This window comes from Promicromonospora sp. NPDC090134 (genome assembly GCF_044746965.1).
Taxonomy (GTDB): domain Bacteria; phylum Actinomycetota; class Actinomycetes; order Actinomycetales; family Cellulomonadaceae; genus Promicromonospora.
This window is the reverse complement of sequence record NZ_JBIVCZ010000009.1, coordinates 100,566-127,442: the sequence shown is the minus strand read 5'-3', so window position 1 is coordinate 127,442 and position 26,877 is coordinate 100,566. Positions and strand designations below refer to the sequence as shown.

The window sequence follows — 26,877 nt, the reverse complement described above, 5'->3', positions numbered from 1 at the left end:
CGCACGGCTGACCGTGCTCGCAGGTCCCACCGCGGTGGGCAAGGGCACGGTCTCCGCCGACGTGCGGGACCGTTATCCGCAGGTCTGGCTCTCCGTGTCGGCGACCACCCGGTCGCCGCGCCCGGGCGAGGTGGACGGAGTGCACTACCTGTTCGTGTCTCCGGAGGAGTTCGACCGCATGGTCGCCTCCGACGAGATGCTCGAGTGGGCGGTGGTGCACGGTCGTAACCGGTACGGGACGCCACGGCGGCCGGTCGAGCAGAAGCTCGCCGCCGGGGTCCCCGTGCTCCTGGAGATCGACCTCCAGGGCGCGCGCCAGGTGCGCGACGCGGTGACGGCCTCGGGCCTCGAGGCCCGGTTCGTCTTCCTCGCCCCGCCGAGCTTCGACGAGCTCGTCCGGCGGCTCGTCGGTCGTGGCACCGAGGACTCGGAGGAGCGGGAGCGGCGGCTCGCCACGGCGCGCGTCGAGCTCGCCGCCGAGGAGGAGTTCGACGTCACCATCGTGAACGACGACGTGCACCGTGCCACGGACGCGCTCGTCGCCGTGATGGGTGTGGGTTCCACCACACCTGTCGGCTAGCCCGGCGCGCTGCCTGCCACCTCCGGGTGACAGAGCAGGTAGACTCGGTCCTCGGACTTTCCCCCGTCACCCAAGACTTCTGGAGCTTCACCATGGCCGGAACCGTCGCCGCCCCTGAGGGCATCACCGACCCGCCGATCGACGAGCTGCTCGAGCGTATCGACTCGAAGTACGGCCTCGTGCTGTACGCGTCCATGCGCGCCCGTCAGATCAACGCGTACTACTCGCAGCTCAACGAGGGCCTCCTGGAGAACGTGGGCCCGCTCGTCGAGACCCGCAACCAGGAGAAGCCCCTCTCCATCGCGATGCGCGAGATCACCCAGGGCCTCCTCACCATCGAGGAGGTCGACCCGGCCGAGGTGCAGGCGCAGGCTGACGCCGCTGCCGCCGCGAAGGCCGAGCAGTCGCTGCCCGATTTCCCGGCCTGACCGGACGTGACCGGCAGGCCGCTGGTCCTGGAGGGCGACCACCGATGAGGATCCTCCTCGGCGTCTCCGGTGGGATCGCCGCGTACAAGGCGGTGCTCCTGCTGCGGCTGCTGCGCGAGCAGGGGCACGCCGTGCGCGTGATCCCGACTCGCGCGGCGCTGGAGTTCGTGGGCGCCCCGACGTTCGAGGCGCTGTCGGGCGAGCCCGTCAGCACCGAGGTGTTCGACGACGTCCCCGGCGTGCAGCACGTGTCGCTGGGGCAGCACGCCGACCTCGTGATCGTCGCGCCGGCCACCGCGGACCTCATGGCGCGTGCCGCCGCGGGGCTCGCGGACGACCTGTTGACCACCACGCTGCTGGCGGCCCGCTGCCCGGTGGTGCTCGCCCCGGCGATGCACACCGAGATGTGGGACCACGCGGCCACCCGGGCGAACGTGGCGACCCTGCGCGAGCGGGGCGTGCACGTGATCGAGCCTGCCTCGGGCCGCCTGACCGGCGCCGACACCGGCCCCGGGCGGCTGCCCGACCCCGAGGACATCGCGCGCGAGGCGCTCTCGCTCGTCGCCGACCCGCCGGCCGAGAACCTCGACCTCGCGGGTCGGCGCGTCGTCGTCTCCGCGGGCGGCACCCGTGAGGCCATCGACCCGGTGCGGTTCATCGGGAACCGGTCCAGCGGCCGGCAGGGCGTGGCGCTGGCGCAGGCCGCCGCCGCGCGCGGCGCCGACGTGACGCTGGTGGCGGCGAACCTCGCGCAGGACGTCACCGACCAGGTCCTGGCGGGTCCGCGGGCCTGCTCCGTCGTGCAGGTGGAGTCCACGGTGGAGCTGCGTGACGCGGTCCGGGCCGTGGGCGTGGACGCCGACGTCGTGGTGATGGCCGCCGCCGTGGCGGACTTCCGCCCCGCCGTCACGCCCGACGCCAAGATCAAGAAGGTGCCGGGGCAGGGTCCCGCGCCCATCGAGCTCGTCGAGAACCCCGACATCCTCGCGGAGATCGCGCACGACCGGCTGCGTCCCGGCCAGGTCGTGGTGGGCTTCGCCGCCGAGACGGGTGACGCGTCGGGCAGCGTGCTGGAGCACGGCAGGGCAAAGGCCCGGCGCAAGGGCGCCGACCTGATCGCGGTGAACGCGGTCGGTGCGGGGCGCGGGTTCGGCACCGAGAGCAACGAGGTCACGATCCTGGACGGGACCGGCGACGTCGTCGGACTGGCCTCCGGGTCGAAGCGCGAGGTGGCGGACGCCCTGTGGGACGCCGTCGCCAAGCTGCTGCCGTGACACCCGTCTCACCTACCAGGATCGACTTCCCACTGTGCGAGACGTAGGCTGGTGGCCATGAGCGAGCTGCGCCTTTTCACGTCCGAGTCCGTGACCGAGGGTCATCCGGACAAGGTCTGTGATCAGATCAGCGACGCCATCCTCGACGCCCTGCTGGAGCAGGACCCGACGTCGCGCGTCGCGGTGGAGACCATGGTCACCACCGGGCTGGTGCACGTCGCGGGCGAGGTGACCACCGAGGCGTACGTCGAGATCCCGCAGATCGTGCGGGACGTGGTGCGCGGCATCGGCTACACGTCGTCGGCCATCGGGTTCGACGGCGACTCGTGCGGTGTGTCCGTCTCCATCGGGCAGCAGTCGCCCGACATCGCGCAGGGTGTCGACAAGGCCCTCGAGATGCGTGACGACACCAGCGACCTCGACCCGCTGGACGCCCAGGGCGCCGGCGACCAGGGCCTGATGTTCGGCTACGCGTCCGACGAGACGCCCGCCTACATGCCCGTGGCCGGTTGGCTGGCGCACCGGCTCTCGGAGCGCCTGGCCGCCGTCCGCAAGTCCGGCGAGCTGCTGGGCCTGCGCCCCGACGGCAAGACCCAGGTGACCATCGGGTACGACGGCGACCGGCCCGTCGCCGTCGACACGGTGGTGCTCTCCACCCAGCACGACGCCGACGTGGTGCAGGAGAAGCTGCACGTCGAGGTGGCGGAGATCGTCATCGCCCCCGTGCTGGAGTCCGCGGGCCTCGACTGGACCGGCGCCCGGCAGTTCGTGAACCCGACCGGCAAGTTCGTCATCGGCGGGCCGCAGGGCGACGCCGGCCTGACGGGCCGCAAGATCATCGTCGACACCTACGGCGGCATGGCGCGGCACGGCGGCGGCGCGTTCTCCGGCAAGGACCCCTCCAAGGTGGACCGGTCGGGCGCGTACGCCATGCGCTGGGTGGCCAAGAACATCGTGGCCGCCGGGCTCGCGCGGCGCTGCGAGGTCCAGGTCGCCTACGCGATCGGCAAGGCGCACCCCGTGGGTCTCTACGTCGAGACCTTCGGTACCGAGACCGTGCCCGTCTCGAAGATCACCGCGGCCATCCACGAGGTGTTCGACCTGCGCCCCGCCGCGATCGTGCGCGACCTCGACCTGCTGCGGCCGATCTACCGGGCCACCTCCACGTACGGGCATTTCGGCCGCGACCTGCCCGACTTCACGTGGGAGCGCACGGACCGGGTCGAGGACCTGCGCAGCCTGTTCTGAGGGCTGGTGTTCTGGGCGCTCCTGTATCGGGCGCTCCTGAGGCCGCCAGCCCGCTGACCCCAGTGCTGACCTCACTGCCTGGCGATGACCTCGCGGGGCAGCCGGACGGGGTCGGCGTGCGCCGCGGAGTGTGGGTGGCCCGTGGTGGGATAGGTACGTGAACGGGGACATGGCGGTGGACGACGGGGCGCTGCTCGGGCTGGACGAGGTGGGCGGTGCTCCCGCTGCCGGCCGGGGGGAGAAGAGCTCCCGGGACCCGCTCGACAATGCCGAGACCAGCGGCATCCCGATCGCTCAGACCCTGCCGGTCGCACGCGTCGTGCTGGACCTGCAGCCCGCGCACCTCGACCAGCCGTACGACTACCTCGTCCCCGCGACGATGGCCGACGACGCCCAGCCCGGCGTGCGGATCAAGGCGCGGTTCGGGCGGCAGGACGTCGCCGGCTACGTCGTCGCGCGCCAGGAGACGTCGGACCACGACGGCCGGCTCGTGCCGCTGCGTCGGGTGGTGTCCGGCGAGCGGGTGCTGACGCCGCAGGTGCTCGAGCTGTGCCGCGCCGTGGCCGACCGGTACGCCGGCACGCTGGCCGACGTCCTGCGCCTGGCCCTGCCGCCACGGCACGCGCGTGTGGAGAAGGAGCCGGTGCCGGAGACCGAGGTCATGCCGGCCCAGGACGACATGCCGGCCCAGGACGACATGCCGGGCCAGGACGACACTGCGGCACGGGACGACACTGCGGCACGGGACGACACTGCGATGCGGGACGGTGCGTCCGCAGCGGAACCGGCCCTCGCGCCGCCGTCGTCCGCCTGGGCCCCGTACCGTGGGGGTGAGGCGTACCTGCGCCGGATCCTGGCGGGCGAGGCGCCCCGGGCCGTGTGGTCGGCGCTGCCGGGTGTGGGCGTCGACGCGGCCACGGGTACGGGCACCCCGCACTGGGCCGCCGCCGTCGCGCAAGCCGTGCGGGCGTGCAGCGCGGGTGGGCGCGGGGTGCTCGTCGTCGTGCCGGACGCGCGGGACGTGGCGCGTGTGACCGCCGCCCTGGAGGGCGCCGGGATGGCCGACGACGACGTGGTGCGCCTGCTGGCCGACGACGGCCCCGCGCCCCGGTACCGGGCGTTCCTGCGGGCGCTGCGGGGCGACGCGCGAGTGGTGGTGGGGACCAGGGCCGCGATGTTCGCGCCGGTCGCCGACCTCGGCCTGGTGGTCCTGTGGGGGGACGGCGAGGAGACGCTGGCCGAGCCGCACGCGCCGTACCCGCACGCGCGCGACGTGCTGGCGCTGCGTGCCGAGCGTGAGGGAGCGGCGTTCCTGCTGGGCTCGCCGGGGCGCACCGTGCAGGCGCAGGCGTTGCTCGCGTCCGGCTGGGCGCGTGAGCTCGCCGCGCCCCGGGACGTGGTGCGGGCCCACGCGCCGCGGGTGCGCGCGCTGACGTCCGTCGAGCTGGCGCGGGACGGCGCCGCCGCCGCGGCCCGGCTCCCGTCCACCGCGTGGCGTGCCGCGCGCGAGGCCCTGGACCGGGGCCCGGTGCTGGTGCAGGTGCCCCGCTCCGGCTACCTGCCGGTCGTGGCGTGCTCCCGCTGCCGCGTCGCGGCCCGCTGCGCGCACTGCCACGGGCCCCTGGGTCTGCCGCACGCCGACGGCGCCCCGCAGTGCACCTGGTGCGGCCGCCTGGCCGGGGGCTGGCGGTGCGAGGAGTGCGGGTGGACGGGCCTGCGGTCGGTCCGCGTCGGCTCGGCGCGCACCGCCGAGGAGCTCGGCCGCGCGTTCACGGGGGTGCCGGTGCGCCTGTCGGCGGCGTCCGCCCCGGGCGGGGTGCTCGACGTCGTCCCGGCCGCTCCCGCGCTCGTCGTGGCGACCCCCGGCGCCGAGCCCGTCGCCGACGGCGGCTACGCCATCGCGCTCCTGCTCGACGCCGCCGTGATGACCGGCGGCACCGGCCTCGCCGCGGGCACGGAGGCCCTGCACCGCTGGCTCGCGGCATCCTCGCTGGTCCGCCCCGGGCCCGGGGGACAGGTGCTGCTCGTGGGTGACGGCGCCCCCGGACCCACCCAGGCCCTGGTGCGCTGGGACCCGGCCGGCTTCGCGGGGCGGGAGCTCGACGAGCGCGCCGAGCTGCACCTGCCGCCCGCCGTCCGGGTCGCCGCCGTGACCGGCGACCGGACCGCGGTGGACGCCGTCGTCGGCCGGGTCGGGCTGCGCGAGGACCTGGGCGCGGGCTCGGGCGTGCTGGGACCCGTCGAGATCGACCCGGAGACCCCCGGGCGCGGCCCGGGCGGCCGGGGCACGGGAGCGCCGTCGGGCCGCCGAGACGCCGGGTTCCAGGTCCTCGACCTGCCCGTGCGCACCGTGCTGCGGGTCCCGCTCGCCCAGGGTGACGAGCTCGCCCGTAGGCTCAGGGCCAGCCTCGCCGTCCGCTCCGCGCGCCGTGAGGGTGGGACCGTCCGTGTACAGCTCGACCCGAAGGAGATGCTGTGACCCCAGCCGACCCCGCGACCGAGGTGCCCGCGATCGACACCGTCGTCTACGACTTCGGCAACGTGCTGATCGGGTGGGACCCCTTCGGGCCGTACGAGGGGCGCCCGCGGGCGGAGATCGAGGCGTTCTTCGAGGCCGTCGACTTCGGTTCGATCAACCACGCCGCGGACGCCGGGACGTCCTACGCCGTGCTGCTGGAGCGGGTGGGCCGGACCCACCCCGAGCAGGTCGAGGACCTGCGCCGGTACGTGGAGCACTACGAGCTGTCGCTGACGGGACCCATCGAGGGGTCGGCGGAACTGGTGGCCGAGCTGAAGGGGCTCGGTCTGCGGCTGTACGGCCTGACCAACTGGCAGGCCGAGACCTTCCACAGCGCCGAACCCGCCGCGCCCGCGATCGGGCTGATGGAGGACGTCATCGTGTCCGGGCGCGAGGGCATGGCCAAGCCGGACCGGCGCATCTTCGAGCTGGTGGTCGAGCGGTTCGGGGTGGACCCGTCGCGTGCCGTCTTCGTCGACGACAAGCAGGTGAACGTGGACGCCGCACGCGGCGTGGGCTTCCACGGCGTCGTGTTCACCGACACCGACGCCCTGCGCCACGACCTGCGCGCCCTGGGGCTCCCGGTCACGACCTGACGCGCCGGAAGGCCGCCAGCGCAGCAGCAACACGACCACCGGGTGCACGGCCCTTCGGCGACGGGCGAATCACCTCCCCGCCGCCGCCGGGCGGTGCCAGGCTCGCGCCATGACCTCGCCCGCATCGCCGGCGCCGCCTGCCGCGAAGACCCCGGCCGCCCTGCTGACGCGCGCCGTCCGCACCAACCCGCCGCTGGCCGTCACCACCCTGCTGACGGCAGTGGTGCTGCTGGTGTGCCTCGTGGGCCTGGCGGCCGACCCGCGCCAGGTGCTCGGCGAGCCCACCTGGCTCAAGCCCGCGAAGTTCGCCGTCTCGATCTGCGTGTACAGCCTCACGCTGGTCTGGCTCCTCACCTACGTCCGTGGCCGACGGCGCCTCGTGGTGACCGTCTCCTGGATCGTCGCGGCCGCGCTGCTGATCGAGCAGGCGCTGATCGTGCTCCAGTCGGCGCGCGGGCTGCGCAGCCACTTCAACGTGAGCACCCCGCTCGACCAGACGGTGTACTTCACCATGGCGGGCGCCATCGCCACGCTGTGGGCCACCAACGTGGTCCTCGCCGTCGTGCTGCTCGCCCAGCGGCTGGACGACCCCGTGCTCGCCTGGGGCCTGCGCGGCGGCCTCGTCGTCGCCGTCGTCGGCATGGCCGTCGCCTTCCTCATGACCGACCCCACGCCCACCCAGCTCGACGCCCTGCGCGCCGGCGGGGACCGCGTGCTGATCGGCGCCCATACCGTGGGCCCGGCGGACGGCGGGCCCGGCCTGCCCGTGCTCGGCTGGTCCACCGTCGCCGGCGACCTGCGGGCCGCGCACTTCGTCGGCATCCACGCCATGCAGGCCCTGCCGCTCGTGGCCTGGCTGCTCGCCGCCGTGCCCGCCACCTGGCTCACGGTCCGCGACCGCGCCCGGCTCGTGCTCCTCGCCGGCGGGGCGGCGCTCGCGGTCGTCCTGCTGCTGGCCTGGCAGGCCCTGCGCGGGCAGCCGCTCACGGGCCCGGACGCGCTGACCGTCGCCGCCGCGGCCACGATCGTGATCCTGACCCTGGTCGGCGCGGGGCGCGTGGTGCTCGTCGCCCGGCGTCGGGCCGCGGTCAACGAGGCGGCACACCTAGACTGACCCGGTGCGTCTTCTCTTCGCCGGAACCCCCGAACCAGCCGTCGCCTCCCTGGAGGCCCTGCTCGCCTCGCGCCACGAGGTCGTCGCCGTCCTGACCCGCGCCGACGCGCCGTCGGGCCGCGGCCGCAAGCTCACGCCCAGCCCGGTGCGCGCCCGGGCCGAGGAGGCCGGGATCCGCGTCATCACCGACGTCCCGCGCGGGGACGAGTTCGTCGCCCTGCTCGAAGAGCTCCAGGTCGACGCCGCCCCCGTCGTCGCCTACGGCCACATCCTGCGCCCCGCCGTGCTCGCCGTACCCCGCCTCGGCTGGATCAACCTGCACTTCTCCGTGCTGCCCGCCTGGCGCGGCGCCGCCCCCGTGCAGCGCGCCCTCATCGCCGGCGACGAGGTCACCGGCGCCACCACCTTCCTGCTCGACGAGGGCATGGACACCGGCCCCGTGCTCGGCACGGCCACCGAGACCATCCGCCCCACCGACACCTCCGGCGACCTCCTCGGCCGCCTCGCCGTCTCCGGCGCCGAGCTGCTCGTCGCCACCCTCGACGCCCTGGAGGACGGCACCCTCCAGCCCCAGCCCCAGCCCGCCGACGGCGTCTCCGTCGCCGCCAAGCTCACCACCGACGACGCCCGCGTCGCCTGGACGGACCCGGCGCTCGCGGTCGACCGCCTGGTGCGCGGCTGCACGCCCGCGCCAGGCGCGTGGACCGTGCTGCCCGACGGATCCCGCCTGGGCCTCGGACCCGTCTCGCCACGCCCCGATGTCACCGACCTGCGGGCGGGCGAGGTGCGCGCGCTCAAGCACGAGGTGCTGGTCGGCACGGCGACGCACGCCGTCGCACTGGGAGAGGTGCGGCCGGTCGGCAAGAAGGCCATGCCCGCGCCCGACTGGGCACGGGGCGGCGGTCGCGCGCTCGTCGAGGCGGGGCTGGTGCTGGGCGGGACGACGGCGACTGACACTGCCTCGGCGACTGGCACGCCGTCCGCCACGAGCACGACGGGGGCCTCCGCATGAGCGGCCACGACGGCGATCGCGGAGGACGCAGCGAGCGCGGCGGCCGGGGCTTCGGCGACGAGCGCCGCAGCTCCGCGGGGCGGCAGCGCTCCGCGTCGCGGTCCCGCGGCGACCGGTCCCGCACCTCGCAGGCGCCCGCGGAGCGCCGCAAGGGCACCGACCCGGCGCGCATGGCTGCCTTCGACGTGCTGCGTGAGGTCGACGAGTCCGACGCGTACGCGAACCTGGTGCTGCCCCCGCTGCTGCGCGAGCGGCGGATCCGCGGGCGCGACGCCGGCTTCGCCACCGAGCTGACCTACGGCACGCTGCGGATGCGCGGCCGGTACGACGCGATCCTGGCGACGTGCGTGGACCGGCCGCTGTCGGGTCTGGACGGGGCGCTGCTCGACGTCCTGCGCCTCGGCGCGCACCAGCTCCTCGGCATGCGGGTGCCCGGGCACGCCGCGGTCTCGGAGACGGTCGGGCTCGCGCGCAACCGGGTGGGCGCCGGGCCCGCGCAGATGGTGAACGCCGTGCTGCGCCGGGTGTCCGAGCGCCCGCTCGAGGAGTGGCTGTCGGTGCTGGAGAAGGAGGCGCCGGAAGCCCTGAGCGGCCTCGCGACCACCGAGTCGCACCCGCTGTGGATCGCCCGTGCGCTGCGGGAGGCGCTGGCGGGCAACGGTCGCGGCGTCGACGAGCTCGGCGACCTCCTGGCCGCGGACAACGCCGCCCCGCGCGTCACCCTCGTGGCGCGGCCGGGCCTGGTGGAGGCCTCCGACGAGAATGCCTGGGGCGACGTCGACCTGGTCGCCGGGCGCTGGGCACCCACGGCGCTGCGCCTGGAGGGTTCGGACCCGTCCGGCATCCCCGCGATCCGGGAGGGCCTCGCGGGCGTCCAGGACGAGGGATCGCAGCTCGTCACGCTCGCCCTCGCCGGCGTACCGCTGGACGGCGCCGACAGCCGCTGGCTGGACCTGTGCGCGGGCCCGGGCGGCAAGGCCGCACTGCTCGGCGCCCTGGCCGCCGAGCGCGGCGCGACGCTGGTCGCCAACGAGGTGGCGCCGCACCGCGCTCGCCTGGTCGCCAACGCCCTGGCGGCGCTGCCCGACGGCGTGGTCGAGGAGGTGCGCACCGGCGACGGGCGCGAGGTCGGCACGGAGGAGCCCGGGGCTTACGACCGGGTGCTCGTCGACGCGCCGTGCACGGGGCTGGGCGCGCTGCGCCGTCGGCCCGAGAGCCGGTGGCGGCGGACGCCGTCGGACCTCGCAGCGCTCACCGGGCTGCAGCGCGAGCTGCTCGCATCCGCACTGGACGCCGTCCGGCCCGGGGGAGTGGTGGCGTACGTGACGTGCTCGCCGCACCTGGCCGAGACGCAGCTCGTGGTGTCCGACGTGCTGAAGAAGCGCTCCGACGTCGAGCGGCTGGATGCGCAGGCCGCGATGCGGTCCGTGGTGCGCCCGGGCGCTGACATCCCGCTGGCCGACCGCGACGACGTGCAGCTCTGGCCGCACGTGCACGGGACGGACGCGATGCACCTGACGCTGCTGCGCAAGGTGGGCTAAGGCCTACCGTCGGCAACACACACTGCGCCACATCTACCTTCCGAAGGCCGGACCGAGACCCTGGCCGGGTGTGGGTCCGGCGCCCCGACTGCGGTAAACCAGCGTGCTGATGGCTGTCGTGACGGACACGGCCGCCGTCGCGGCCACTGCGGCGAGAGCGGCGGTGTAGATCCACAGGGGAGAATTCCCATCGCTCTGTCCGGCCAACCGGGCGTTGCGCGGGTCGGCCGGCTCGTAGACGACGTCCACGGGGTCACCCTCGTAATACACGCCGTCCCTCACGACGACGTGGGCCGTGCGCCTCGTGCCGTCCTGGATGGGGAACCGGACGTCGAGGTCGCCGGCGCCGTCCCAGACGCTCTTCACGACTACCGCGCGTGCAGTGACGCCGGTAGTTCTCAGGGCCGCCGCATCGCTGAGGGAGCTCGCGGTGAGCAGACCGAATATCGCGGCGCCCAGTACAGGCCCGATGATCAGCAGCAGGACGATCTGCGGCGCCTCCCAGCCGGCGAGGGGCCGGCGGGGGCGAGGCCTCACGGGAGGTCGTCCAGCGCTGTCGGGTGCGACCTCGTCCCGACGCCGCGCCGGCGCGCGCCGGAGGAGTTCACCGACGGCGGTGAGCAAGAACGCGAGCGCGAGCAGGTCGAGGCTCGCGAAGAGCAGCACCTGCCCGTCCACCAGCGGTTCGTCGACGGTGACCACCCGTCCGGGATCGTGGGGGTCGTACACGACGTCGAGCCGGTCGTTGAAGGCGAGGTCGCCGCGCCAGCGGTGGAGAGTCGTCTCGAAGTACGGCGGGTCGTCCGGCCGGACGACCATCGTGTCCGGGCCTTTGCGCACCCAGTTCCGGTCGACCACCCAGACGTCGACCTGCACCCCACGGTCCGCGAGGATCATTCGGTCCCGGACATGCTCCAACGTGGCGTAGGCCGGATACGCCGCACCAAGGAAGATCAGGAAGATCATGAGTACGAGGCCGCCGGTGCTGGCGCTCCGGAAAGGTCCCGACCTGCCGACCGCTGCGGCTGTCTCTGGCTCGGTCACGCTCGGAGGTTAGCGGCGCCACTCCGGTCTGAGCCACTCCGGTCTGACCCACGTCGATCGGCGCCACGTCGATCGGGGCGCCGCCGGGATGAGCTTCGCGAGGGCACCGCGCGGGGTCAGACACCCGCCGGCGGCCACACCCCGATGATCACGGCCATGACCAGGATCGTCACCAGCTCGTGCGCCAGGTTCAGCGTGGTGAGCTGTGGCGGGCGGCCCTCGAAGGCGTCGTGGGTGATGAAGCGGGCCGCGGTGAAGCCGATCCAGAGCAGCACCGCCGTCACGACCGACGCCGTGAAGAAGCTGCCCTCGTAGAACACCCACGAGATGTAGACGGCACCGGCCAGTACCCACGCCGTCAGGAAGCTGACGACCACCGTCACGACGATGGGCCAGACGCCCGCCGCCTCGGCGGCCCGGGGGTCCACCTTGGCCAGCCGCATCCAGCGCGTGCCGAACACCTTGGGCGTGTACCAGACCGAGCCCACCACGAGCGTGGACAGCGTCGCCACGATCACGGCCCAGTAGTTCACATCGGGGATCATCGGCGCTCCCGGTCGGTCGAGGCGGTGGGAATCGGGCCCTACGCTGGCATCATGGCAGCACTCATCGCCCCCAGCATCCTGTCCGCCGACTTCGCCAACCTCGAGCGCGACCTCGGCCGGATCGCCTCCGCGGACTACGCGCACGTCGACGTCATGGACAACCACTTCGTGCCGAACCTGACGCTGGGGCTGCCGATCTTCGAGCGGCTCGCCAAAGTGTCGCCGATCCCGCTCGACGCCCACCTCATGATCGAGAACCCGGACCGGTGGGCGCCGGCGTTCGCGGAGGCGGGGGCGGCGTCGGTCACCTTCCACGCGGAGGCCGCGCAGGCGCCCGTCCGCCTGGCCCGGGAGCTGCACCGGCTCGGCGCGCGCGCCGGCGTGGCGCTGCGCCCGGCCACGCCGGTGGAGCCCTTCCTCGACCTGCTGGCCGAGATCGACATGATCCTGGTGATGACGGTCGAGCCCGGGTTCGGCGGGCAGTCGTTCATCGAGGGCACGCTGCCCAAGATCCGGCGCGCGCGGCAGGCCGTGAGCGAGTCCGGGCTGGACGTGTGGATCCAGGTCGACGGGGGAGTGTCGCGGGACACGATCGAGCGCGCGGCTGACGCCGGCGCGAACGTCTTCGTGGCGGGCTCGGCCGTGTACGGGGCCGAGGACATCCCGGCGGAGATCGCGACGCTCCGCGAGCTGGCGGCCAAGCACACCCACTGACCGGCCCCGGCCGTCCACTCGGCGCCGAAGTTCCCGTCAGAAATAGTGTGCCAAGCGCGTTCAACCACCCGCCACGGTGTGCGCACACCTCGCCGAGCGGCCCCGGCGGGGGAGCCCGGCTCGTACTTCTGGCTGATCCCGCGGGGCGGCCGGCGCTCGTAGCATGAGGCCGTGTCCGCCATCCGTTCGGTCTGGGACGAGCCGCGGCCCGCCGACGTTCCCGCGCGGGCGTGGTGGGACTGGGCGCTGGTCGGCGTGTTCGTCGCCGCGGCGGTGATCGAGGGGATCGCGCGCCCCGACGTGCCGGGCCGCTGGCTGCAGGTCGCCACCGTCGTGCTGCTCGCGCCGACCCTGCTGTGGCGCCGCACGTACCCGCTGCTCATGGTCGCGGTCGCGTTCGTCGTGTCCGGGGTGCCGGCCGTGCTGCTGGGCCGGGAGCTGGACCTCGGGGGAGCCGTCTTCATGCTGGTCCTGGCGTACGCGCTGTTCCGCTGGGGGAGCGGGCGGGCGATGGTGCTCGGCGGCGCGCTGATCCTGGCCAAGGTGGGCGTGAACGCCGCCCTCGGCTTCCTGAGCTGGACCGACGTCGCGGCCGGTCTGGTGATCCTCTCCGCGGCCTTCGCGCTCGGCCTCGCGTTCCGCTACCGCGCCGGTGCCCGACGCCGGGAGCGCGAGCAGGTCGCCCTGCTGGAGCGCGAACGCCTCGCGCGCGACCTGCACGACGTCGTGGGGCACCACGTCTCTGCCGTCGCCGTCCGGGCGCAGGCCGGGCTCGCGGTGTCCCGCACCGACCCCACCGCGGCGGTGGAGGCCCTGCGGGTCATCGAGGGCGAGGCCACCCGCGCCCTCGCCGAGATGCGCACGCTGGTCCGGGCGCTGCGCTCGGACGAGGCGCCGGCAGCAGGCGCCACAACGGGCGCGCCCGTCGAACGCGGGCCCGGCCCCACGCTTGCCGATGTCGAGCGCCTCGCCGACACCGCGGCCCCGCCCGTCCGCGTGGTCGTGGAGGGCGACCCCGGCCCGGTGTCGGCGGCGGTCGGGTCCGCCGTGCACCGCATCGCCCAGGAGTCGGTCACCAACGCGCGCCGGCACGCCCGCGGAGCCTCGGGGATCGCCGTGCTGGTCACCGTCCGCGACCAGGACGTCCGGCTCCACGTGTCCGACGACGGGGCCACGCCGGCGCGACCCGCCCGCGACGGGTACGGGCTGGCCGGGATGCGCGAGCGTGCGGCGCTGCTCGGCGGCACGCTGTCGGCCGGGCCGGACGACGCCGGCGGGTGGGCCGTCGAGGCGGTGCTGCCGCTGACCGGCAAGCCGGGTCGACCCGCATGATCGCCGTCGGCGGGCCCGTCAGGCCGATCACCGTGCTCGTCGCCGACGACCAGGAGATCGTGCGCACCGGCCTGGCGATGATCCTGGACGCGGAGCACGACATCGAGGTGGTCGCCCAGGCGGTCGACGGTCGGACGGCGGTCGAGCTCGCGCGCCGGCTGCGGCCAGACGTCAGCCTGCTCGACATCCGGATGCCGGGCCTGGACGGGATCGAGGCCACGGCGCTGCTCGCAGGACGCGAGGTGGCCGACCCCCTCGCGGTCGTCGTCATCACGACCTTCGACCTCGACGAGTACGTCTACGCCGCCCTGCGCGCCGGGGCGCGCGGGTTCCTGCTCAAGGACGCCGGCGCCGCGCTGCTGGCCCAGGCCGTCCGGGCCGCCGCGGCGGGCGACGCGCTCATCGCGCCGAGCGTCACCACGCGGCTGCTCCGGGCCTTCGCGGACGCCGCGCCGCAGGGTGGGGCGAGTACGCGTGGAGGTGCGGGCGCGAGCAGGTCCGGCGCGGACGGCGTCCCGCAGCCGCTCGATCCGCTGACCGCCCGCGAGGAGGAGGTGCTCCTGGCCGTGGCCCGTGGCCGGACCAACACCGAGATCGCGCGCGAGCTGTTCGTCACGCTCAGCACGGTGAAGTCGCACGTCGCCAACCTGATGACGAAGGTGGGCGCGCGCAACCGGGTCGAGGTGGCGCTCTGGGCCTACGACACGGGGCGGGTGCGGCCGGGCCAGCCCTGACCCACCGGCCTGATCAGCACGGCACTCGTACTTTCGGCCGGTACGAAGACTGTTCCGCGGACCCATGACCCGGCACCGGCCGGGCCGCGACGCTCGGTACATGACCACATCTGACGCGGCACCCAGCGCGACACCCAGCACGACACCCGACGCGGTATCCGGATCGCTGTCGCGGGCGACACCCGGGACCGCACCCGTCCCGGCGCGCCGACCCGCCCGCCACACCTGGCTCGTTCCCGCGGGCCTGCTCCTGCTGTCGGTGATCCCGGCGCTCGGCGGCTCCGCACGGCTGGCCGAGCTCGCCTCCGACCCGATGCTCACCGAGGAGAACGCCCGGTTCGTCAGCCAGCCGGTGCCCGTCGTGCTGCACATCGTGTGCGTGACGGTCTACAGCATGCTGGGCGCCTTCCAGTTCGTGCCGGGCCTGCGCCGCCGCCGCTGGCACCGGTGGGCCGGGCGGGTGCTCGCCCCGGCGGGCGTCGGCGTCGCCCTGACCGGGCTCTGGATGACGGCGTTCTACGACCTGCCGGTCAAGGACACCGCGGTGGTCAACGGCATGCGCTACCTGGTGGGCACCACCATGCTGGTGGCGATCGTGCTGGGGGTCCGGGCGGCCCTGCGCCGGGACTACGCCACCCACTCCGCGTGGATGACGCGCGCGTACGCGCTGGCCATGGGCGCCGGGACCCAGGGGCTGCTCCTCGGGCCCCTCGTGCTGGTCACCGGGAGCCTGGACCCCGTGACCAACTCGATCGGGCTGACCGCGGGCTGGGTGATCAACATCGCCGTTGCCGAGTGGGTGATCCACCGGCGCCGGCGCCGGGAGCCCAGGTGACCGGAGCCCAGATGACGGGAGCGTGCGTGACGAGACCGCGTGTGACGCAGACCATGGCCGCACGCGACGCGACCTGTGGCATGCTGGCGAGCAGCAGTACGCACACACGTGCTCCGGGGTCGGTGTAATTCCGAGCCGGCGGTCATAGTCCGCGACCCGCGTCCGTCCGCAAGGACGGGCCGGTTGACCTGGTGGAACTCCAGGACCGACGGTGAAAGTCCGGATGGGAGGAAGCACGTGCGGCGGCGCCGTCCCCTGGGACGCGTGACGTCGTGACGTCGTGCGCGCGGGCGGGGCCTTCACGGCTCTCCGTCCGCGTACCCGTCGTCCACCCCCGGAGCGCCGACGCTCGGGGAGGACGGCATGAATCAGGCACCGATCGGACCGGACGGTCTCCAGGCCGCGATGCGCCGCGCCCTCGCGCTGGCGCGGTTGGGCCCGGCGTACGGGCCCAACCCGCGCGTCGGCTGCGTGCTCCTGGACCCCGACGGCGGCACCGTCGCGGAGGGTTACCACCGCGGCGCCGGCACCCCGCACGCCGAGGCTGCGGCCCTGGCGGACGCGCGCTCCCGCGGCGTCGACCCGCGCGGCACGACGGCCGTCGTGACCCTGGAACCCTGCGCGCACCACGGGCGCACCGGCCCCTGCGCGGACGCCCTGATCGAGGCGGGCGTCGCCACGGTGCACGTCGCGGTCGGCGACCCGAACCCCGTCGCGACGGGCGGCGCGACCAAGCTCCGCGACGCGGGCATCCCGGTGTCCGTCGGCCTGCTCGCCGACGAGGGCGAGGAGCTGCTGCGCCCCTGGCTGCACGCCGTCCGCACCGGCCGCCCGTACGTGACCCTCAAGCTCGCGACCAGCCTCGACGGCCGGGTCGCCGCCGTGGACGGGACCAGCCGCTGGATCACCGGCCCCCAGGCCCGCGCCCACGCCCACACCGTCCGCGCGCAGGTCGACGCGATCGCCGTCGGCTCGGGGACCGCCCTCGTCGACGACCCGTCGCTGACCGCCCGCCGGGTCGACGGCGGCCTGTTCGAGCACCAGCCGCTCCGCGTGGTCCTCGGCCGTCGAGAGGTGCCCGACGACGCCCGCCTGCGCGGGCCCGGCGGACCGCTGCTGCATCTGCCCACCCACGACCTCGACGCCGGGCTGCGCGAGCTCGGCGGCCGGGAGGTGCGCCACCTGCTCGTCGAGGGCGGCCCCACGCTGGCCACGGCGCTGCTGGCCGCGGATCTCGTCGACGAGCTGCACGCCTACGTCGCCCCGGTGCTGCTCGGAGCGGGCGCGACCGCCGTCGGCGACCTCGGCGTGACCACGATCGGCGAGGCCCCGCGTTTCGCCACCGGGGACGTGACCCGGCTGGGCGACGACGTGCTGCTGGTCGCGCGCCGGCTCAAGCCCGCTGAGGACCGGTTCTCTGACGACCGGACTGCCGCAGACCAGCCAGCCGCAGACCGGTCAGCCGCAGACCGGTCAGTCGCAGACCGGTCAGCCGCCCTTTCCACTCAGGACGGCCGACCCGGCCGGCGCACCCAGGAGGAGATCTGATGTTCACCGGAATCGTCGAGGAGCTCGGCTCCGTCGTCGCGCTCGTCCGGCCCGACGGCCCGACTGTCGCCGACACCGCCGCCACGCCCGACACGGACGCCGTCGCGCCCGACGCCGTCCTGACCGTCGCGGGGCCGCTCGCCACGTCCGACGCGCGTCCCGGCGACTCGATCGCCGTCGACGGCGTGTGCCTGACCGTCACCTCCGTGGCCGACGGCGCGTTCGTGGCCGAGGTGATGCCCGAGACCCTGCGGCGCACATCGCTCGGCGGGCTGGTCCCCGGCGCCCGGGTCAACCTGGAGCGGGCGCTGCCGGCGAACGGCCGCCTGGGCGGGCACGTGGTCCAGGGGCACGTCGACGGCGTGGCCACGCTCGTCCGGCGCACGCCCGGCCCGCGCTGGGACGACCTCGAGTTCTCCGCCTCCGCCGCGCTGACCCGGTACGTCGCGGAGAAGGGCTCCGTGGCGCTGTCGGGGGTCTCGCTCACGGTGACGTGGGTGTCGGACGACGGGTTCGGTGTCTCGCTCATCCCGACGACGCTCGCCGCCACGACGCTGGGCGGGCTGGCCCCGGGGGACGCGGTCAACGTGGAGGTCGACGTGCTCGCGAAGTACATCGAACGGCTCATGGCGAGCGGGGTCGCGCGATGAGCGGCGTGCAGGTGGCGGATCCCGCGGGCACTGACGTCACGGGCACGGGCCTCGTGGAGCGCGCCCTCGTCGAGCTCGCCGCCGGGCGTCCCGTACTGGTGGCCGACGACGCCGGCCGGGAGAACGAGGTGGACGCCGTGCTGGCCGCCGGCGTCGCGACGACGGAGTGGGTGGCGTGGACCGTGCGGCACTCGTCCGGCTACCTGTGCGCGCCGATGCCGACGCACCGGGCCGACGCCCTGGAGCTCCCGCTGATGGTCGAGCACAGCGAGGACCCGCGCGGCACGGCGTACACGGTGTCGGTGGACGCCGTGGGCGTGTCGACGGGCATCTCGGCCGCCGACCGGGCGCTGACCCTGCGGGTCCTCTCTGACCCGGGCTCGGGCGCGCGCGACCTGATCCGACCCGGGCACGTGCTGCCGCTCCGGGCCCGCCCCGGCGGCGTGCTGGAGCGGGCGGGGCACACGGAGGCCGCGGTGGACCTGGTGCGGCTGGCCGGCGGCTCCGGCGAGGTGGGTGCCATCGCCGAGCTGGTCCGGGACGACGGCGCCATGATGCGCCTGCCGGAGGCACGGGCCCTGGCGCAGGAGTACGGGCTCGTGGTGCTGACGGTTGCCGACCTGGTCGCGTGGCGGCGGGAGCACGACGAGGCTCCGGCCGCCGCCGAGGAACTCACCGCAGAGGAACTCACTGCGGAGGTAGGCACTGCGGAGGTAGGCACTGCGGAGGTAGGCACTGCGGAGGTAGGCACTGCGGGAGTTCCGCGCACGGATCCCTGGGTGGAGCGGGTCGCGGAGGCCGCGCTGCCGACGCAGTACGGCGACTTCCGGGTGGTGGCGTACCGCGACCTGCGTTCGGGCGCGGAGCACCTGGCCCTGACGCCGGTGGACCCGGCCCCGGCGTCTGCCGCACAGTATGCGCGCCAGGGCCGGCAGGCACCGTTGGTGCGGGTGCACTCCGAGTGCCTCACGGGCGACGGCCTGGGCTCGCTGCGCTGCGACTGCGGCCCACAGCTCGAGGCCTCGCTGCGGGCGGTGGCCGCCGAGGGCGGCGCCGTCGTGTACCTGCGCGGGCACGAGGGCCGCGGGATCGGCCTCGCGGCCAAGATCCAGGCGTACGCGCTGCAGGACGCCGGGCTGGACACCGTGGAGGCCAACGTCGAGCTGGGGCTGCCGGTGGACGCGCGCGAGTACGGTGCGGCGTCGGCGATCCTGGCGGACCTCGGCCTGGACGGCGTGACCCTCCTGACGAACAACCCGGAGAAGGTGACGGGCCTGCGTGCGGCGGGCACGGACGTCGTCGGGCGGCGCGGGCTGGTGGTGGGGCACGGGGTGCACAACCACCGCTACCTGGAGACCAAGCGGCTGGTGATGGGGCACTACACGAACGACAACGCGAGCCAGAACCAGAGCCAGAGCCAGAACGAGCACGAGCACGAGCACGAAGGAGCATGCGCATGAGCGGGGCAGGAGCACCGAAGGTGACGGTCGACGGAACGGGTCTGCGGGTGGTGGTCGTCGCGGCGAGCTGGCACGAGCAGGTGATGGACGGCCTGCTGGCCGGCGCGCGGCGGGCCCTGGCGGCGTCGGGTGCGCAGTGGACGGAGCTGCGGGTCCCCGGCTCGTTCGAGCTGCCGGTGGCCGCGGCGCGGGCTGCCGGCGTCGGCGGGGGACCGGCGGCGGACGCCGTCGTCGCGCTGGGCGTCGTGATCCGCGGGGGCACGCCGCACTTCGAGTACGTGTGCTCGGCGGCGACGTCGGGCCTGACGGACGTGAGTGTGCGCACCGGAGTGCCTGTCGGCTTCGGTGTGCTGACGTGCGACACCGAGCAGCAGGCGCTGGACCGGGCCGGGCTGGAGGGGTCGAGCGAGGACAAGGGCGCGGAGGCCGTGGAGGCGGCGATCGCGACGGCGGTGACGCTGCGGAGCCTCGCGGGCACCACCACCGTCTGACGCAGGCAGACACAGCAGGCTGACGCGCACGGGCGCCGTCCGGCAGGTTCGGACGGCGCCCGCATCTTGTTCCGGAGTCGTTCTCACGAGAATTTAATAGTGTGCCAAGCGGCTTGAGAACCACCCACAACCTGGTAGGACGCCGCACCCCTCAGCCCCAGAAAAGGGCCTGGAAATCAGCCGGCCGCGCAAGAGACGACCCGGTCGGGACATTCACCGGGCATGAGGACTTCACGCGCCCGGCGCGCAGCGGCGGTACTGGTGACGACGGGTCTGACGGGAGCGATGGCGGTCGGCCTGGTGGGCTGTGCCGACGCCGGGCCGGCCGGCGGCTCGCCGGTCCCGGCTGAGGGAACGGCCGGGGGAGTGTCGGAGGAAGCGCCCGAGGGTGCTGCCGAGGAGGCTTTCGGCGACCTGCTCGACGGGTTGCCCGGGGGCGGCGTGGCCTGCGTCGACTGGGTGCGCTTCGTCACCCCGGAGGAGGCCGCGGCGGACGCCGGCGCCGTGCTGCTGGGCGCCGTGGTGGAGCGGGACGGCACGGCGCGGATGTTCGGCGTCGAGGCGCACCGCTGGCTGTTCGAGGTGGACGAGGTGCTGGAGCGTCCCGACCCCGGGAGCTCGCGCGTGAACCCGGCCGCGGAGCCGCCGCCCGAGCTCGAGGTCTCGCCGGGGGAGCAGATCTCGATCGTCTCGACGCCGGAGACGTGCGGGGGAGCGGACAACCCGTACCCCGGTGGCGACCCGCTCGACCCTGCCACGGGTGCCGGCACGGAGAGCGGCACCGGCGGCAGCACCGGCAGCGTGATCGTGCTGCTGTCCGGCTCGACGGACGACGGTTCCACGGACGAGCCCGTGGGCTTCCACCTGATCACGCCGTACCAGGGCATCGTGTTCCCGGAGGCCGACGGATCGTTGCCGGCGGAGTGGCCCTCGACCCCGTGAGCGGTCCGGCACCTGTTCCTTCGGCTTCCTTCGGCGCGGTGCACCGAAGGAGAGTCTGGCCACAACGTGGGACGGCAAGCGGTAGTGCCCCCCTCGCCCGACTAGGCTGAGCAGGTGAAGACCTTCGAGACCCTGTTCGCCGAGCTGACCGAGAAGGCCGAGACCCGTCCCGCGGGTTCGGGCACCGTGGCCCAGCTGGATGCGGGAGTCCATGCGATCGGCAAGAAGGTCGTGGAGGAGGCCGCAGAGGTCTGGATGGCGGCCGAGTACCAGTCGGACAGCGAGACCGCGGAAGAGATCTCGCAGCTCCTGTACCACCTGCAGGTCCTGATGGTCGCCAAGGGACTGACCCTCGAGGACGTGTACACGCATCTGTGACCCGGCCCCGGGAGGGCTCGACCACGACGGTCGAGCCCTCCCGGGAGAACCGGGTCCACCGATCCGTCGTACACCCCAGAGAGGAACCAACCACATGCTGCGCATCGCCGTCCCCAACAAGGGTGCCCTGTCCGGCCCCGCCTCCGAGATGCTGCGCGAGGCGGGCTACCGCCAGCGCCGGGACACCCGCGAGCTCGTGCTCGCCGACCCCGAGAACGACGTCGAGTTCTTCTTCCTGCGCCCGCGCGACGTCGCGGTGTACGTGGGGACCGGAACGGTCGACGTCGGCATCACCGGCCGCGACCTCATGCTCGACTCGGGCGCGGACGCCGTCGAGCACCTGGGCCTCGGGTTCGCCCGGTCGACCTTCCGCTACGCGGCGCCCGCCGGGGCCGGCGAGGGCGACCCTGTGACCGAGATCGCGGACATCGCCGGGCGCCGCGTGGCGTCGTCGTACACCACGCTCGTGGCCCAGCACCTGGCGAAGCAGGGTGTCGAGCCCGCCGCGATCGTGCACCTGGACGGCGCCGTGGAGTCGAGCGTGCGGCTCGGCGTCGCGGACGTCATCGCGGACGTCGTGGAGACCGGCACGACCCTGCGGGCCGCGGGCCTGGAGGTGTTCGGCGAGCCGATCCTGCGCTCGGAGGCCGTGCTGATCCGGCAGTCCGACGCCGGGCCGCCGGCCGGCCTCGACGTCCTGACCCGCCGCCTCGAGGGCGTGATCACCGCCCGCGAGTACGTGCTGATGGACTACGTGGTCCCCGAGTCCCGGCTGGAGCAGGCCGTGGCGATCACGCCCGGCAAGGAGTCCCCGACGGTCTCGGCGCAGCACCACAGCGACGCCCGCGCGGTGCGCGTGATGGTGCCGCGCAGCGAGACCAACCGGATCATGGACGCGCTGTACGACGTCGGGGCGCGCGCCATCATCGTGACCTCGATCCACGCCTCGCGGCTGTAGGACCGATGGGTGCCGGGTCGGGGAGCAGCGCGATCGGCCGCGGCCGGCGCGACGACCACTTCCGCACCTTTCGCGGCCGCTTCGGCACGCCGACCGCCTACGGGCTGGCGATCCTGTTCGCCGGCGGGTGCACGTTCGTCGCGCTGGCGGCGAGCGGCCCCGGGGCGGACGCCGCCAATCGCATAGCGATCATCGTGTTCGGGCTGCTGGGCGCCCTGGTCGCCTGGCGGTTCGGCGCGGTGCGCGCCGTCCCCGACCGGTCCGGGCTCACCGTGGTCAACTACGCGACCCGCCGTCGGCTCGCCTGGCCCGAGATCGTGACGGTCCGGTTCGGGCCCAACGACCCGTGGGTGCATCTCGACCTGGCCGACGGCGACGTGCTCGCCGTCATGGGCATCCAGCGGGCCGACGGCGAGCACGGCATGGCCGAGGCGCGCCGTCTCGTGGCCCTGATCGCGGAGCTGGGCGAGGCCGCGGAACCCGACCAGCGGTAGCCCGTCCAGCGGTAGCCCGTCCAGCGGTAGCCCGTCCAGCGGTAGCCCGACCAGCGGTATGGCCCGACCCCGGCGGAAGAGGCGGGAGAGAACACAGCAGAGCGCCTGCCCCCAGTGGGGCAGGCGCTCTGCTTGTCGGTCGGGAGTGTCAGCGGCTGCTGCGCGCCTCCCAGTGGGCCGGGCCGCGGCCGCGGGGGCCGCGCTCGCCGTCCGGACGGCGGTGGTCGCCACCGCTGCGGGGGCCACGCTCGCCGCCGCGCGGTGCGCCACGGTCCAGGGTGATGCGCAGCGGCTTGCCGGCGACGCGGGCGCGGGCCAGGCGGTCGAGCGCCTCGTTGTCCAGCGGCGCGATGATGTCCACCAGCGAGAAGTTGCCGAAGATGTCGATCTTGCCGACGTCGGCCCCGGTGATGCCGCCCTCGCCCGTCAGGGCGCCGACGATCCCGCCCGGCTGCACGCCGTGCGTGTGGCCGACGGCGATGCGGTAGCGGGTGCCCCGGGCCGGACGGCGGATGCCGCGGTCGCCCTCGGAGCGGCCGCGCGCGGACCGGTCACCCGACCGGTCGTGCCGGTCGCCCTCGCGGGTGGTGCGCCGGGCGGCGGCAGCCTTGGCCTCGGCCCGCTCGCGCTCGTACTCCTCCTGCTCCGCGCGGGCGCGCGGGCCGTCGTCGCCCACCGCGAGCGCCGCCATGGCGGCTGCGATGTCGATGGGGTCGGTGCCGGTCTCGTCGGCGTAGGCGCGGATGAGCTCGGTGTAGAGCTCGAGGCGGCCTGCCTCGCGGCGGGCGGCGACCTTGCCGAGGGTGCGCTTGACCTGGTGGGCGGAGACGTCCCGGGGGGAGGGGATCTCGACCTCTTCGAGCTGGGCGCGGATGGTGCGCTCGATGGAGCGGAGCTTGCCGCGCTCGTGCGGGGTGACGAAGGTGAGGGCTTCGCCGGTGCGTCCGGCGCGGCCGGTGCGGCCGATGCGGTGGACGTAGGCCTCGGGCTCGCCGGGGACGTCGAAGTTGACGACGAGTCCGATGCGGTCGACGTCGAGGCCGCGGGCGGCGACGTCGGTGGCGACGAGGACGTCGAGGGCGCCGGAGCGGAGGCGCTCGACGATCTTCTCGCGCTCCTTCTGGGCGACGTCACCGGAGATGGTGGCGGCGGAGATGCCCTTCTCGATGAGGGCGGAGCCCACGTCCTCGGCGGCGCCGCGGGTGCGGGTGAAGACGATGGCGGCGTCGGCGTCGGACGTCGACAGGACGCGTGCGAGGGAGCCGACCTTGTGGCGGAAGGGCACGACGGCGTAGGTCTGGCGCACCGCGGTGACGGTGGAGGCCTGCCGGGTGACGGCGATCTGCACGGGGTCGGTCATGTGGTGGTCGGCGACCTTGCGGATGGCCGGCGGCATGGTCGCGGAGAAGAGGGCGACCTGGCGCTCGGCGGGTGCCTGGCCGAAGATCTCCTCGACGTCCTCGGCGAAGCCCATGCGGAGCATCTCGTCGGCCTCGTCGAGGACGAGGAAGCGGATGTCCTCGAGCCGGAGGGCGCCGCGCTCGAGGTGGTCCTTGATGCGGCCGGGGGTGCCGACGACGACGTGGACGCCGTCGCGCAGGGCGCGCTGCTGGGGCACGTAGGGGGATCCGCCGTAGACGGGCAGGACGCGGACGTCGTCCATCTTGCTGGCGAACGACTCGATGGCGTCGGCGACCTGCATGGCGAGCTCGCGCGTCGGGGTCAGGACGAGGGCCTGGACCTTGCGCAGGGCGGGGTCGACGGCGGCGAGCAGCGGCAGGCCGAACGCGGCGGTCTTGCCGGTTCCGGTCTGGGCGACGCCGGTGATGTCGCGGCCGGCCAGGAGCTCGGGGATGGCGCGGGCCTGGATGGCCGAGGGCGTCACGAAGCCGAGCTCGGCGATGGCGGCCATCAGCGGCGCGGGCAGGTCGAGGCTCGCGAAGGTGGGGCCGGTGGGCTCCGTGGGCTCGGCCGGGGTGGGCTCGGCCTGGGTCGGGGCTGCCTCGGTCGGCTGTGCCTCGGGGGTGGTGGCGGCCGCGGGGGCCGTCCGGTCGCCGGAGTCGGCGGTGACCTGGTCGGTCTCCTGCTCGGCAGGCGCGATCAGGTCAGGGGTGTCGATAGACATGCAGTGCTGCACCGTTCGTCGTCGGGTGGGAGTCAGGGCCGAGGTGAGGGCCCTCGCGTCGCTCGCTCCCGACACACCTTCCCCGCAGCCGAGGCTGCGGGCCTGTCTCGCACGTTGCGTGCACACACGGGAAGACGACGAACTCCAAGGGGATGTGGCACCACTGTATCGGTTGTGGGCGCCCTGAGCACAGAGGCTGGGGGCGTGACGTGCAGCACCCGGGTGATGTCGTCCGTGGTGAGGGCGTTGCGGGCGGGGTCGGGGGAGTGGCTGGTGGGGTGTGGTGCCGGGCGTGTCCGCGGGTGGTGCGGGGTGGGTCGGCAGGGTGGTGTGCGGGTGGTCCTGGCCGTCCGGACGGCGTGCCCGTGCGTATACGCAACGGTCGCGCCGTAGGATGGCGGCCGAGACGAACCGGCGTGAGCAAGGGCGGTGTGCGTGTCCACTGGGGCGGAGATGAGCTCCCGGGTGCTGACCGTGCCCAACGTGATCAGTCTGGTGCGGCTGGCCCTCGTGCCGGTCTTCGCCGTGCTGATCGTCGTGGGCGAGGACGGTTGGGCGCTGGTGGTGCTCGCCGTCTCGGGGGCGTCGGACTGGCTCGACGGTGTGCTGGCCCGTCGCCTGAACCAGGTCACGCGGCTGGGGCAGATGCTGGACCCCTTCGCGGACCGGCTCTTCATCTTCGTGACCCTGATCGGCCTGGCCTGGCGTGAGGTGGTGCCGCTGTGGCTGGTGCTGGTGATCGTGGCGCGTGACGTGCTGCTGGCGCTGACGGTGCCGGTCCTGGCCCGCCTCGGGTACGGGACGCTGAACGTGACGACGGTCGGCAAGGTCGCGACGTTCGCGCTGCTGTACGCGTTCCCGTTGCTGCTGCTCGCGGAGGTGCCAGGCTGGGTGGGTGCCGGTGCGCACGTGGTGGGCTGGGCGTTCACCTGGTGGGGTGTGGGCCTGTACTGGCTGGCGGGCCTGCAGTACGTGGCGCAGGTGCGCCGGCTGGTGGCGCAGGGATGACGGCCCCCGTGGCGGGCGACGCGGCCGACCGCACGGCCCCGCGTCGTCCGGACGAGTCGATGACGCTCCTGCGGGAGGTCACCGAGCGGCCGCTGGACCCGGGGTACGCGGAGATGGCGCGGCGGCGCGCGGAGGCGGGCCAGACGTCCGGTCCGCTGGCGGGGCGCGGTGTGTCGAGCGTGGTGACGATGCTGCTGGTGGCGATCGTGCTGGGTGCGGTGACGGCGGTGGCGGTGCGTGACCTGCGAGCGCCGCAGCCGACGGTCACGAGGGGGCGGTCGGTGCTGATCGAGCAGATCCAGGACCGTAGTGCGCAGGTGGAGGCGCTGTCGGCGCGGGCGACGGTGCTGGACGCGCAGGTGGACGGGTTGCAGAGCGGTGGGTTGCTGCCGTCGGCGCTGCAGGAGGTCAACGAGCTGGACCGGTTGGTCAGTGGTGCGGTGCCGGTTCAGGGGCCGGGGATGGTGGTGTCGCTGACCGATGGCTCCGGTGGTGGGCTGGTGGAGCCGGGTGACGCGCCGGCGGAGTCGCGGGTGCGGGACGCGGACGTGCAGTTCGTGGTCAACGAGCTGTGGGCGGCGGGTGCGGAGGCGGTGGCGGTCAACGACGAGCGGCTGACGTCGTTGTCGGCGATCCGGAACGCGGGGGACGCGATCCTGGTGGACCTGCAGCCGTTGAACGGTCCCACGTACACGATCGAGGCGATCGGTGACCCGCAGGACATGCAGGTGGAGTTCGCGCGGTCGGCGGGGCTGGGGTTCCTGCAGCTGTTGAGCGCGGAGTACGACATCAAGAACGACGTGAGCACGAGCGAGGGGATGTACCTGCCGGGTGCGGGCACCCCGACGCTGCGGTTCGCGCGGGTGCCGCAGGGTTCGGGTACGGGACCGGGTGCGACGCCCAGCACCACAACAGGTGGTTCAGCAGGTAGCTCAGCAGGTACGGAACAGGACCGATCCGAGGAGGACAACGGATGATCGCGCTCGTCGGGCTGGTGATCGGGGTGGTTGCGGGGCTGGTGCTGCAGCCGACCGTTCCGCTGTTCCTGCAGCCTTACCTGCCGATCGCGGTGGTGGCCGCGCTGGACGCCCTGTTCGGCGGGCTGCGCGCGATGCTCGACGGGCTGTTCGACGACAAGGTGTTCCTGGTGTCGTTCCTGTCGAACGTGGTGGTGGCCGCGTTCATCGTGTTCCTCGGCGACCAGCTCGGCGTGGGCAGCCAGCTGTCCACGGCGGTCGTGGTGGTGCTCGGGATCCGGATCTTCTCGAACGCCGCCTCGATCCGCCGGCACATCTTCAAGGCGTGAGC

At 74.1% G+C, this 26,877-nt stretch carries 27 protein-coding genes and 1 riboswitch; of the genes, 24 read left to right on the top strand and 3 right to left on the bottom strand.

What is annotated here, in order from left to right:
• The first annotated feature begins 13 nt into the window (after positions 1-13).
• From gmk to ACIPN7_RS22545, 9 genes are all read left to right on the top strand, one after another.
• Positions 14-580 (top strand): guanylate kinase, encoded by a 567-nt coding sequence (gmk, locus tag ACIPN7_RS22585; RefSeq protein ID WP_285104685.1) that lies wholly within the window; start codon positions 14-16, stop codon positions 578-580.
• A gap of 92 nt (positions 581-672) precedes the next feature.
• Positions 673-1,008: a DNA-directed RNA polymerase subunit omega gene (gene rpoZ / locus ACIPN7_RS22580; RefSeq protein ID WP_377206213.1), complete on the top strand. Its 336-nt coding sequence runs from the start codon at positions 673-675 to the stop codon at positions 1,006-1,008.
• A gap of 44 nt (positions 1,009-1,052) precedes the next feature.
• Positions 1,053-2,282, top strand: coding sequence for a bifunctional phosphopantothenoylcysteine decarboxylase/phosphopantothenate--cysteine ligase CoaBC (gene coaBC / locus ACIPN7_RS22575; RefSeq protein WP_400547566.1), 1,230 nt, complete (start codon positions 1,053-1,055; stop codon positions 2,280-2,282).
• A 57-nt stretch (positions 2,283-2,339) separates the two neighbouring features.
• Positions 2,340-3,530: a methionine adenosyltransferase gene (metK, locus tag ACIPN7_RS22570; RefSeq protein WP_400547563.1), complete on the top strand. Its 1,191-nt coding sequence runs from the start codon at positions 2,340-2,342 to the stop codon at positions 3,528-3,530.
• 169 nt (positions 3,531-3,699) lie between these two features.
• Positions 3,700-6,009, top strand: coding sequence for a primosomal protein N' (locus tag ACIPN7_RS22565; protein ID WP_400548068.1), 2,310 nt, complete (start codon positions 3,700-3,702; stop codon positions 6,007-6,009).
• On the top strand, positions 6,006-6,644 hold the full coding sequence (locus tag ACIPN7_RS22560) for an HAD family hydrolase (RefSeq protein ID WP_400547560.1): 639 nt from the start codon (positions 6,006-6,008) through the stop codon (positions 6,642-6,644). The genes ACIPN7_RS22565 and ACIPN7_RS22560 overlap by 4 nt, the downstream gene beginning before the upstream one ends.
• Positions 6,645-6,753: 109 nt before the next feature.
• Positions 6,754-7,758, top strand: coding sequence for a hypothetical protein (locus ACIPN7_RS22555; protein ID WP_400547557.1), 1,005 nt, complete (start codon positions 6,754-6,756; stop codon positions 7,756-7,758).
• A gap of 4 nt (positions 7,759-7,762) precedes the next feature.
• Positions 7,763-8,770, top strand: a complete 1,008-nt coding sequence (fmt, locus tag ACIPN7_RS22550) for a methionyl-tRNA formyltransferase (RefSeq protein ID WP_400547554.1) — start codon at positions 7,763-7,765, stop codon at positions 8,768-8,770.
• A complete protein-coding gene (locus ACIPN7_RS22545) occupies positions 8,767-10,311 on the top strand; it encodes an RsmB/NOP family class I SAM-dependent RNA methyltransferase (protein WP_400547551.1) in 1,545 nt (514 codons plus the stop codon). The genes fmt and ACIPN7_RS22545 overlap by 4 nt, the downstream gene beginning before the upstream one ends.
• A gap of 33 nt (positions 10,312-10,344) precedes the next feature.
• On the opposite strand, the gene ACIPN7_RS22540 is transcribed toward ACIPN7_RS22545, so the two are convergent.
• Both ACIPN7_RS22540 and ACIPN7_RS22535 read right to left on the bottom strand, forming a co-directional pair.
• Complete coding sequence (locus ACIPN7_RS22540; RefSeq protein ID WP_400547548.1) at positions 10,345-11,355, bottom strand: DUF3592 domain-containing protein; 1,011 nt, start codon at positions 11,353-11,355, stop codon at positions 10,345-10,347.
• A 116-nt stretch (positions 11,356-11,471) separates the two neighbouring features.
• Entirely contained in the window at positions 11,472-11,900 is a 429-nt protein-coding gene (locus tag ACIPN7_RS22535; RefSeq protein WP_400547545.1) for a DUF1761 domain-containing protein, read from the bottom strand.
• A 51-nt stretch (positions 11,901-11,951) separates the two neighbouring features.
• Here ACIPN7_RS22535 and rpe point away from each other — a divergent pair, with 51 nt between their 5' ends.
• The 12 genes from rpe to ACIPN7_RS22475 all read left to right on the top strand — a co-directional run bounded on the left by rpe (position 11,952) and on the right by ACIPN7_RS22475 (position 22,436).
• Positions 11,952-12,614, top strand: coding sequence for a ribulose-phosphate 3-epimerase (gene rpe, locus ACIPN7_RS22530; RefSeq protein WP_285104703.1), 663 nt, complete (start codon positions 11,952-11,954; stop codon positions 12,612-12,614).
• 171 nt (positions 12,615-12,785) lie between these two features.
• Positions 12,786-13,946 (top strand): sensor histidine kinase, encoded by a 1,161-nt coding sequence (locus ACIPN7_RS22525; RefSeq protein WP_400547542.1) that lies wholly within the window; start codon positions 12,786-12,788, stop codon positions 13,944-13,946.
• Positions 13,943-14,680, top strand: coding sequence for a response regulator (locus ACIPN7_RS22520; protein ID WP_400547539.1), 738 nt, complete (start codon positions 13,943-13,945; stop codon positions 14,678-14,680). Before ACIPN7_RS22525 ends, ACIPN7_RS22520 begins: the two co-directional genes overlap by 4 nt.
• A gap of 100 nt (positions 14,681-14,780) precedes the next feature.
• A complete protein-coding gene (locus ACIPN7_RS22515) occupies positions 14,781-15,515 on the top strand; it encodes a DUF2306 domain-containing protein (RefSeq protein ID WP_400547536.1) in 735 nt (244 codons plus the stop codon).
• A gap of 104 nt (positions 15,516-15,619) precedes the next feature.
• A riboswitch (FMN riboswitch) is annotated at positions 15,620-15,756 on the top strand.
• A gap of 122 nt (positions 15,757-15,878) precedes the next feature.
• Positions 15,879-17,063 (top strand): bifunctional diaminohydroxyphosphoribosylaminopyrimidine deaminase/5-amino-6-(5-phosphoribosylamino)uracil reductase RibD, encoded by a 1,185-nt coding sequence (gene ribD / locus ACIPN7_RS22510; RefSeq protein WP_400547533.1) that lies wholly within the window; start codon positions 15,879-15,881, stop codon positions 17,061-17,063.
• On the top strand, positions 17,063-17,713 hold the full coding sequence (locus ACIPN7_RS22505; RefSeq protein WP_400547531.1) for a riboflavin synthase: 651 nt from the start codon (positions 17,063-17,065) through the stop codon (positions 17,711-17,713). Before ribD ends, ACIPN7_RS22505 begins: the two co-directional genes overlap by 1 nt.
• The gene (ribA, locus tag ACIPN7_RS22500) at positions 17,710-19,173 is read left to right on the top strand and encodes a GTP cyclohydrolase II (RefSeq protein WP_400547528.1); all 1,464 of its coding nucleotides are present in this window, start codon (positions 17,710-17,712) and stop codon (positions 19,171-19,173) included. The genes ACIPN7_RS22505 and ribA overlap by 4 nt, the downstream gene beginning before the upstream one ends.
• Positions 19,170-19,664 carry a 6,7-dimethyl-8-ribityllumazine synthase gene (gene ribH, locus ACIPN7_RS22495; protein WP_400547525.1) on the top strand — a complete coding sequence of 165 codons (495 nt, stop codon included), beginning with the start codon at positions 19,170-19,172 and terminating at the stop codon, positions 19,662-19,664. Before ribA ends, ribH begins: the two co-directional genes overlap by 4 nt.
• 222 nt (positions 19,665-19,886) lie before the next feature.
• On the top strand, positions 19,887-20,606 hold the full coding sequence (locus ACIPN7_RS22490; RefSeq protein WP_400547522.1) for a hypothetical protein: 720 nt from the start codon (positions 19,887-19,889) through the stop codon (positions 20,604-20,606).
• Between the two features lie 114 nt (positions 20,607-20,720).
• The gene (locus ACIPN7_RS22485) at positions 20,721-20,984 is read left to right on the top strand and encodes a phosphoribosyl-ATP diphosphatase (RefSeq protein WP_108494143.1); all 264 of its coding nucleotides are present in this window, start codon (positions 20,721-20,723) and stop codon (positions 20,982-20,984) included.
• 94 nt (positions 20,985-21,078) lie between these two features.
• Positions 21,079-21,942 carry an ATP phosphoribosyltransferase gene (hisG, locus tag ACIPN7_RS22480; protein ID WP_400547519.1) on the top strand — a complete coding sequence of 288 codons (864 nt, stop codon included), beginning with the start codon at positions 21,079-21,081 and terminating at the stop codon, positions 21,940-21,942.
• Between the two features lie 5 nt (positions 21,943-21,947).
• Positions 21,948-22,436 carry a PH domain-containing protein gene (locus ACIPN7_RS22475; RefSeq protein ID WP_400547516.1) on the top strand — a complete coding sequence of 163 codons (489 nt, stop codon included), beginning with the start codon at positions 21,948-21,950 and terminating at the stop codon, positions 22,434-22,436.
• Positions 22,437-22,584: 148 nt separating this feature from the next.
• On the opposite strand, the gene ACIPN7_RS22470 is transcribed toward ACIPN7_RS22475, so the two are convergent.
• Positions 22,585-24,561, bottom strand: coding sequence for a DEAD/DEAH box helicase (locus ACIPN7_RS22470; RefSeq protein ID WP_400547513.1), 1,977 nt, complete (start codon positions 24,559-24,561; stop codon positions 22,585-22,587).
• A 435-nt stretch (positions 24,562-24,996) separates the two neighbouring features.
• On the opposite strand from ACIPN7_RS22470, the gene ACIPN7_RS22465 reads away from it, so the two are divergent.
• From ACIPN7_RS22465 to ACIPN7_RS22455, 3 genes are read left to right on the top strand one after another with little or no spacing between them, the layout of a single operon-like run.
• Positions 24,997-25,569 (top strand): CDP-alcohol phosphatidyltransferase family protein, encoded by a 573-nt coding sequence (locus ACIPN7_RS22465; RefSeq protein ID WP_400547510.1) that lies wholly within the window; start codon positions 24,997-24,999, stop codon positions 25,567-25,569.
• Entirely contained in the window at positions 25,566-26,546 is a 981-nt protein-coding gene (locus ACIPN7_RS22460; protein ID WP_400547507.1) for a DUF881 domain-containing protein, read from the top strand. Before ACIPN7_RS22465 ends, ACIPN7_RS22460 begins: the two co-directional genes overlap by 4 nt.
• Complete coding sequence (locus ACIPN7_RS22455; RefSeq protein WP_400547504.1) at positions 26,543-26,875, top strand: small basic family protein; 333 nt, start codon at positions 26,543-26,545, stop codon at positions 26,873-26,875. The genes ACIPN7_RS22460 and ACIPN7_RS22455 overlap by 4 nt, the downstream gene beginning before the upstream one ends.
• Positions 26,876-26,877: the final 2 nt, after the last annotated feature.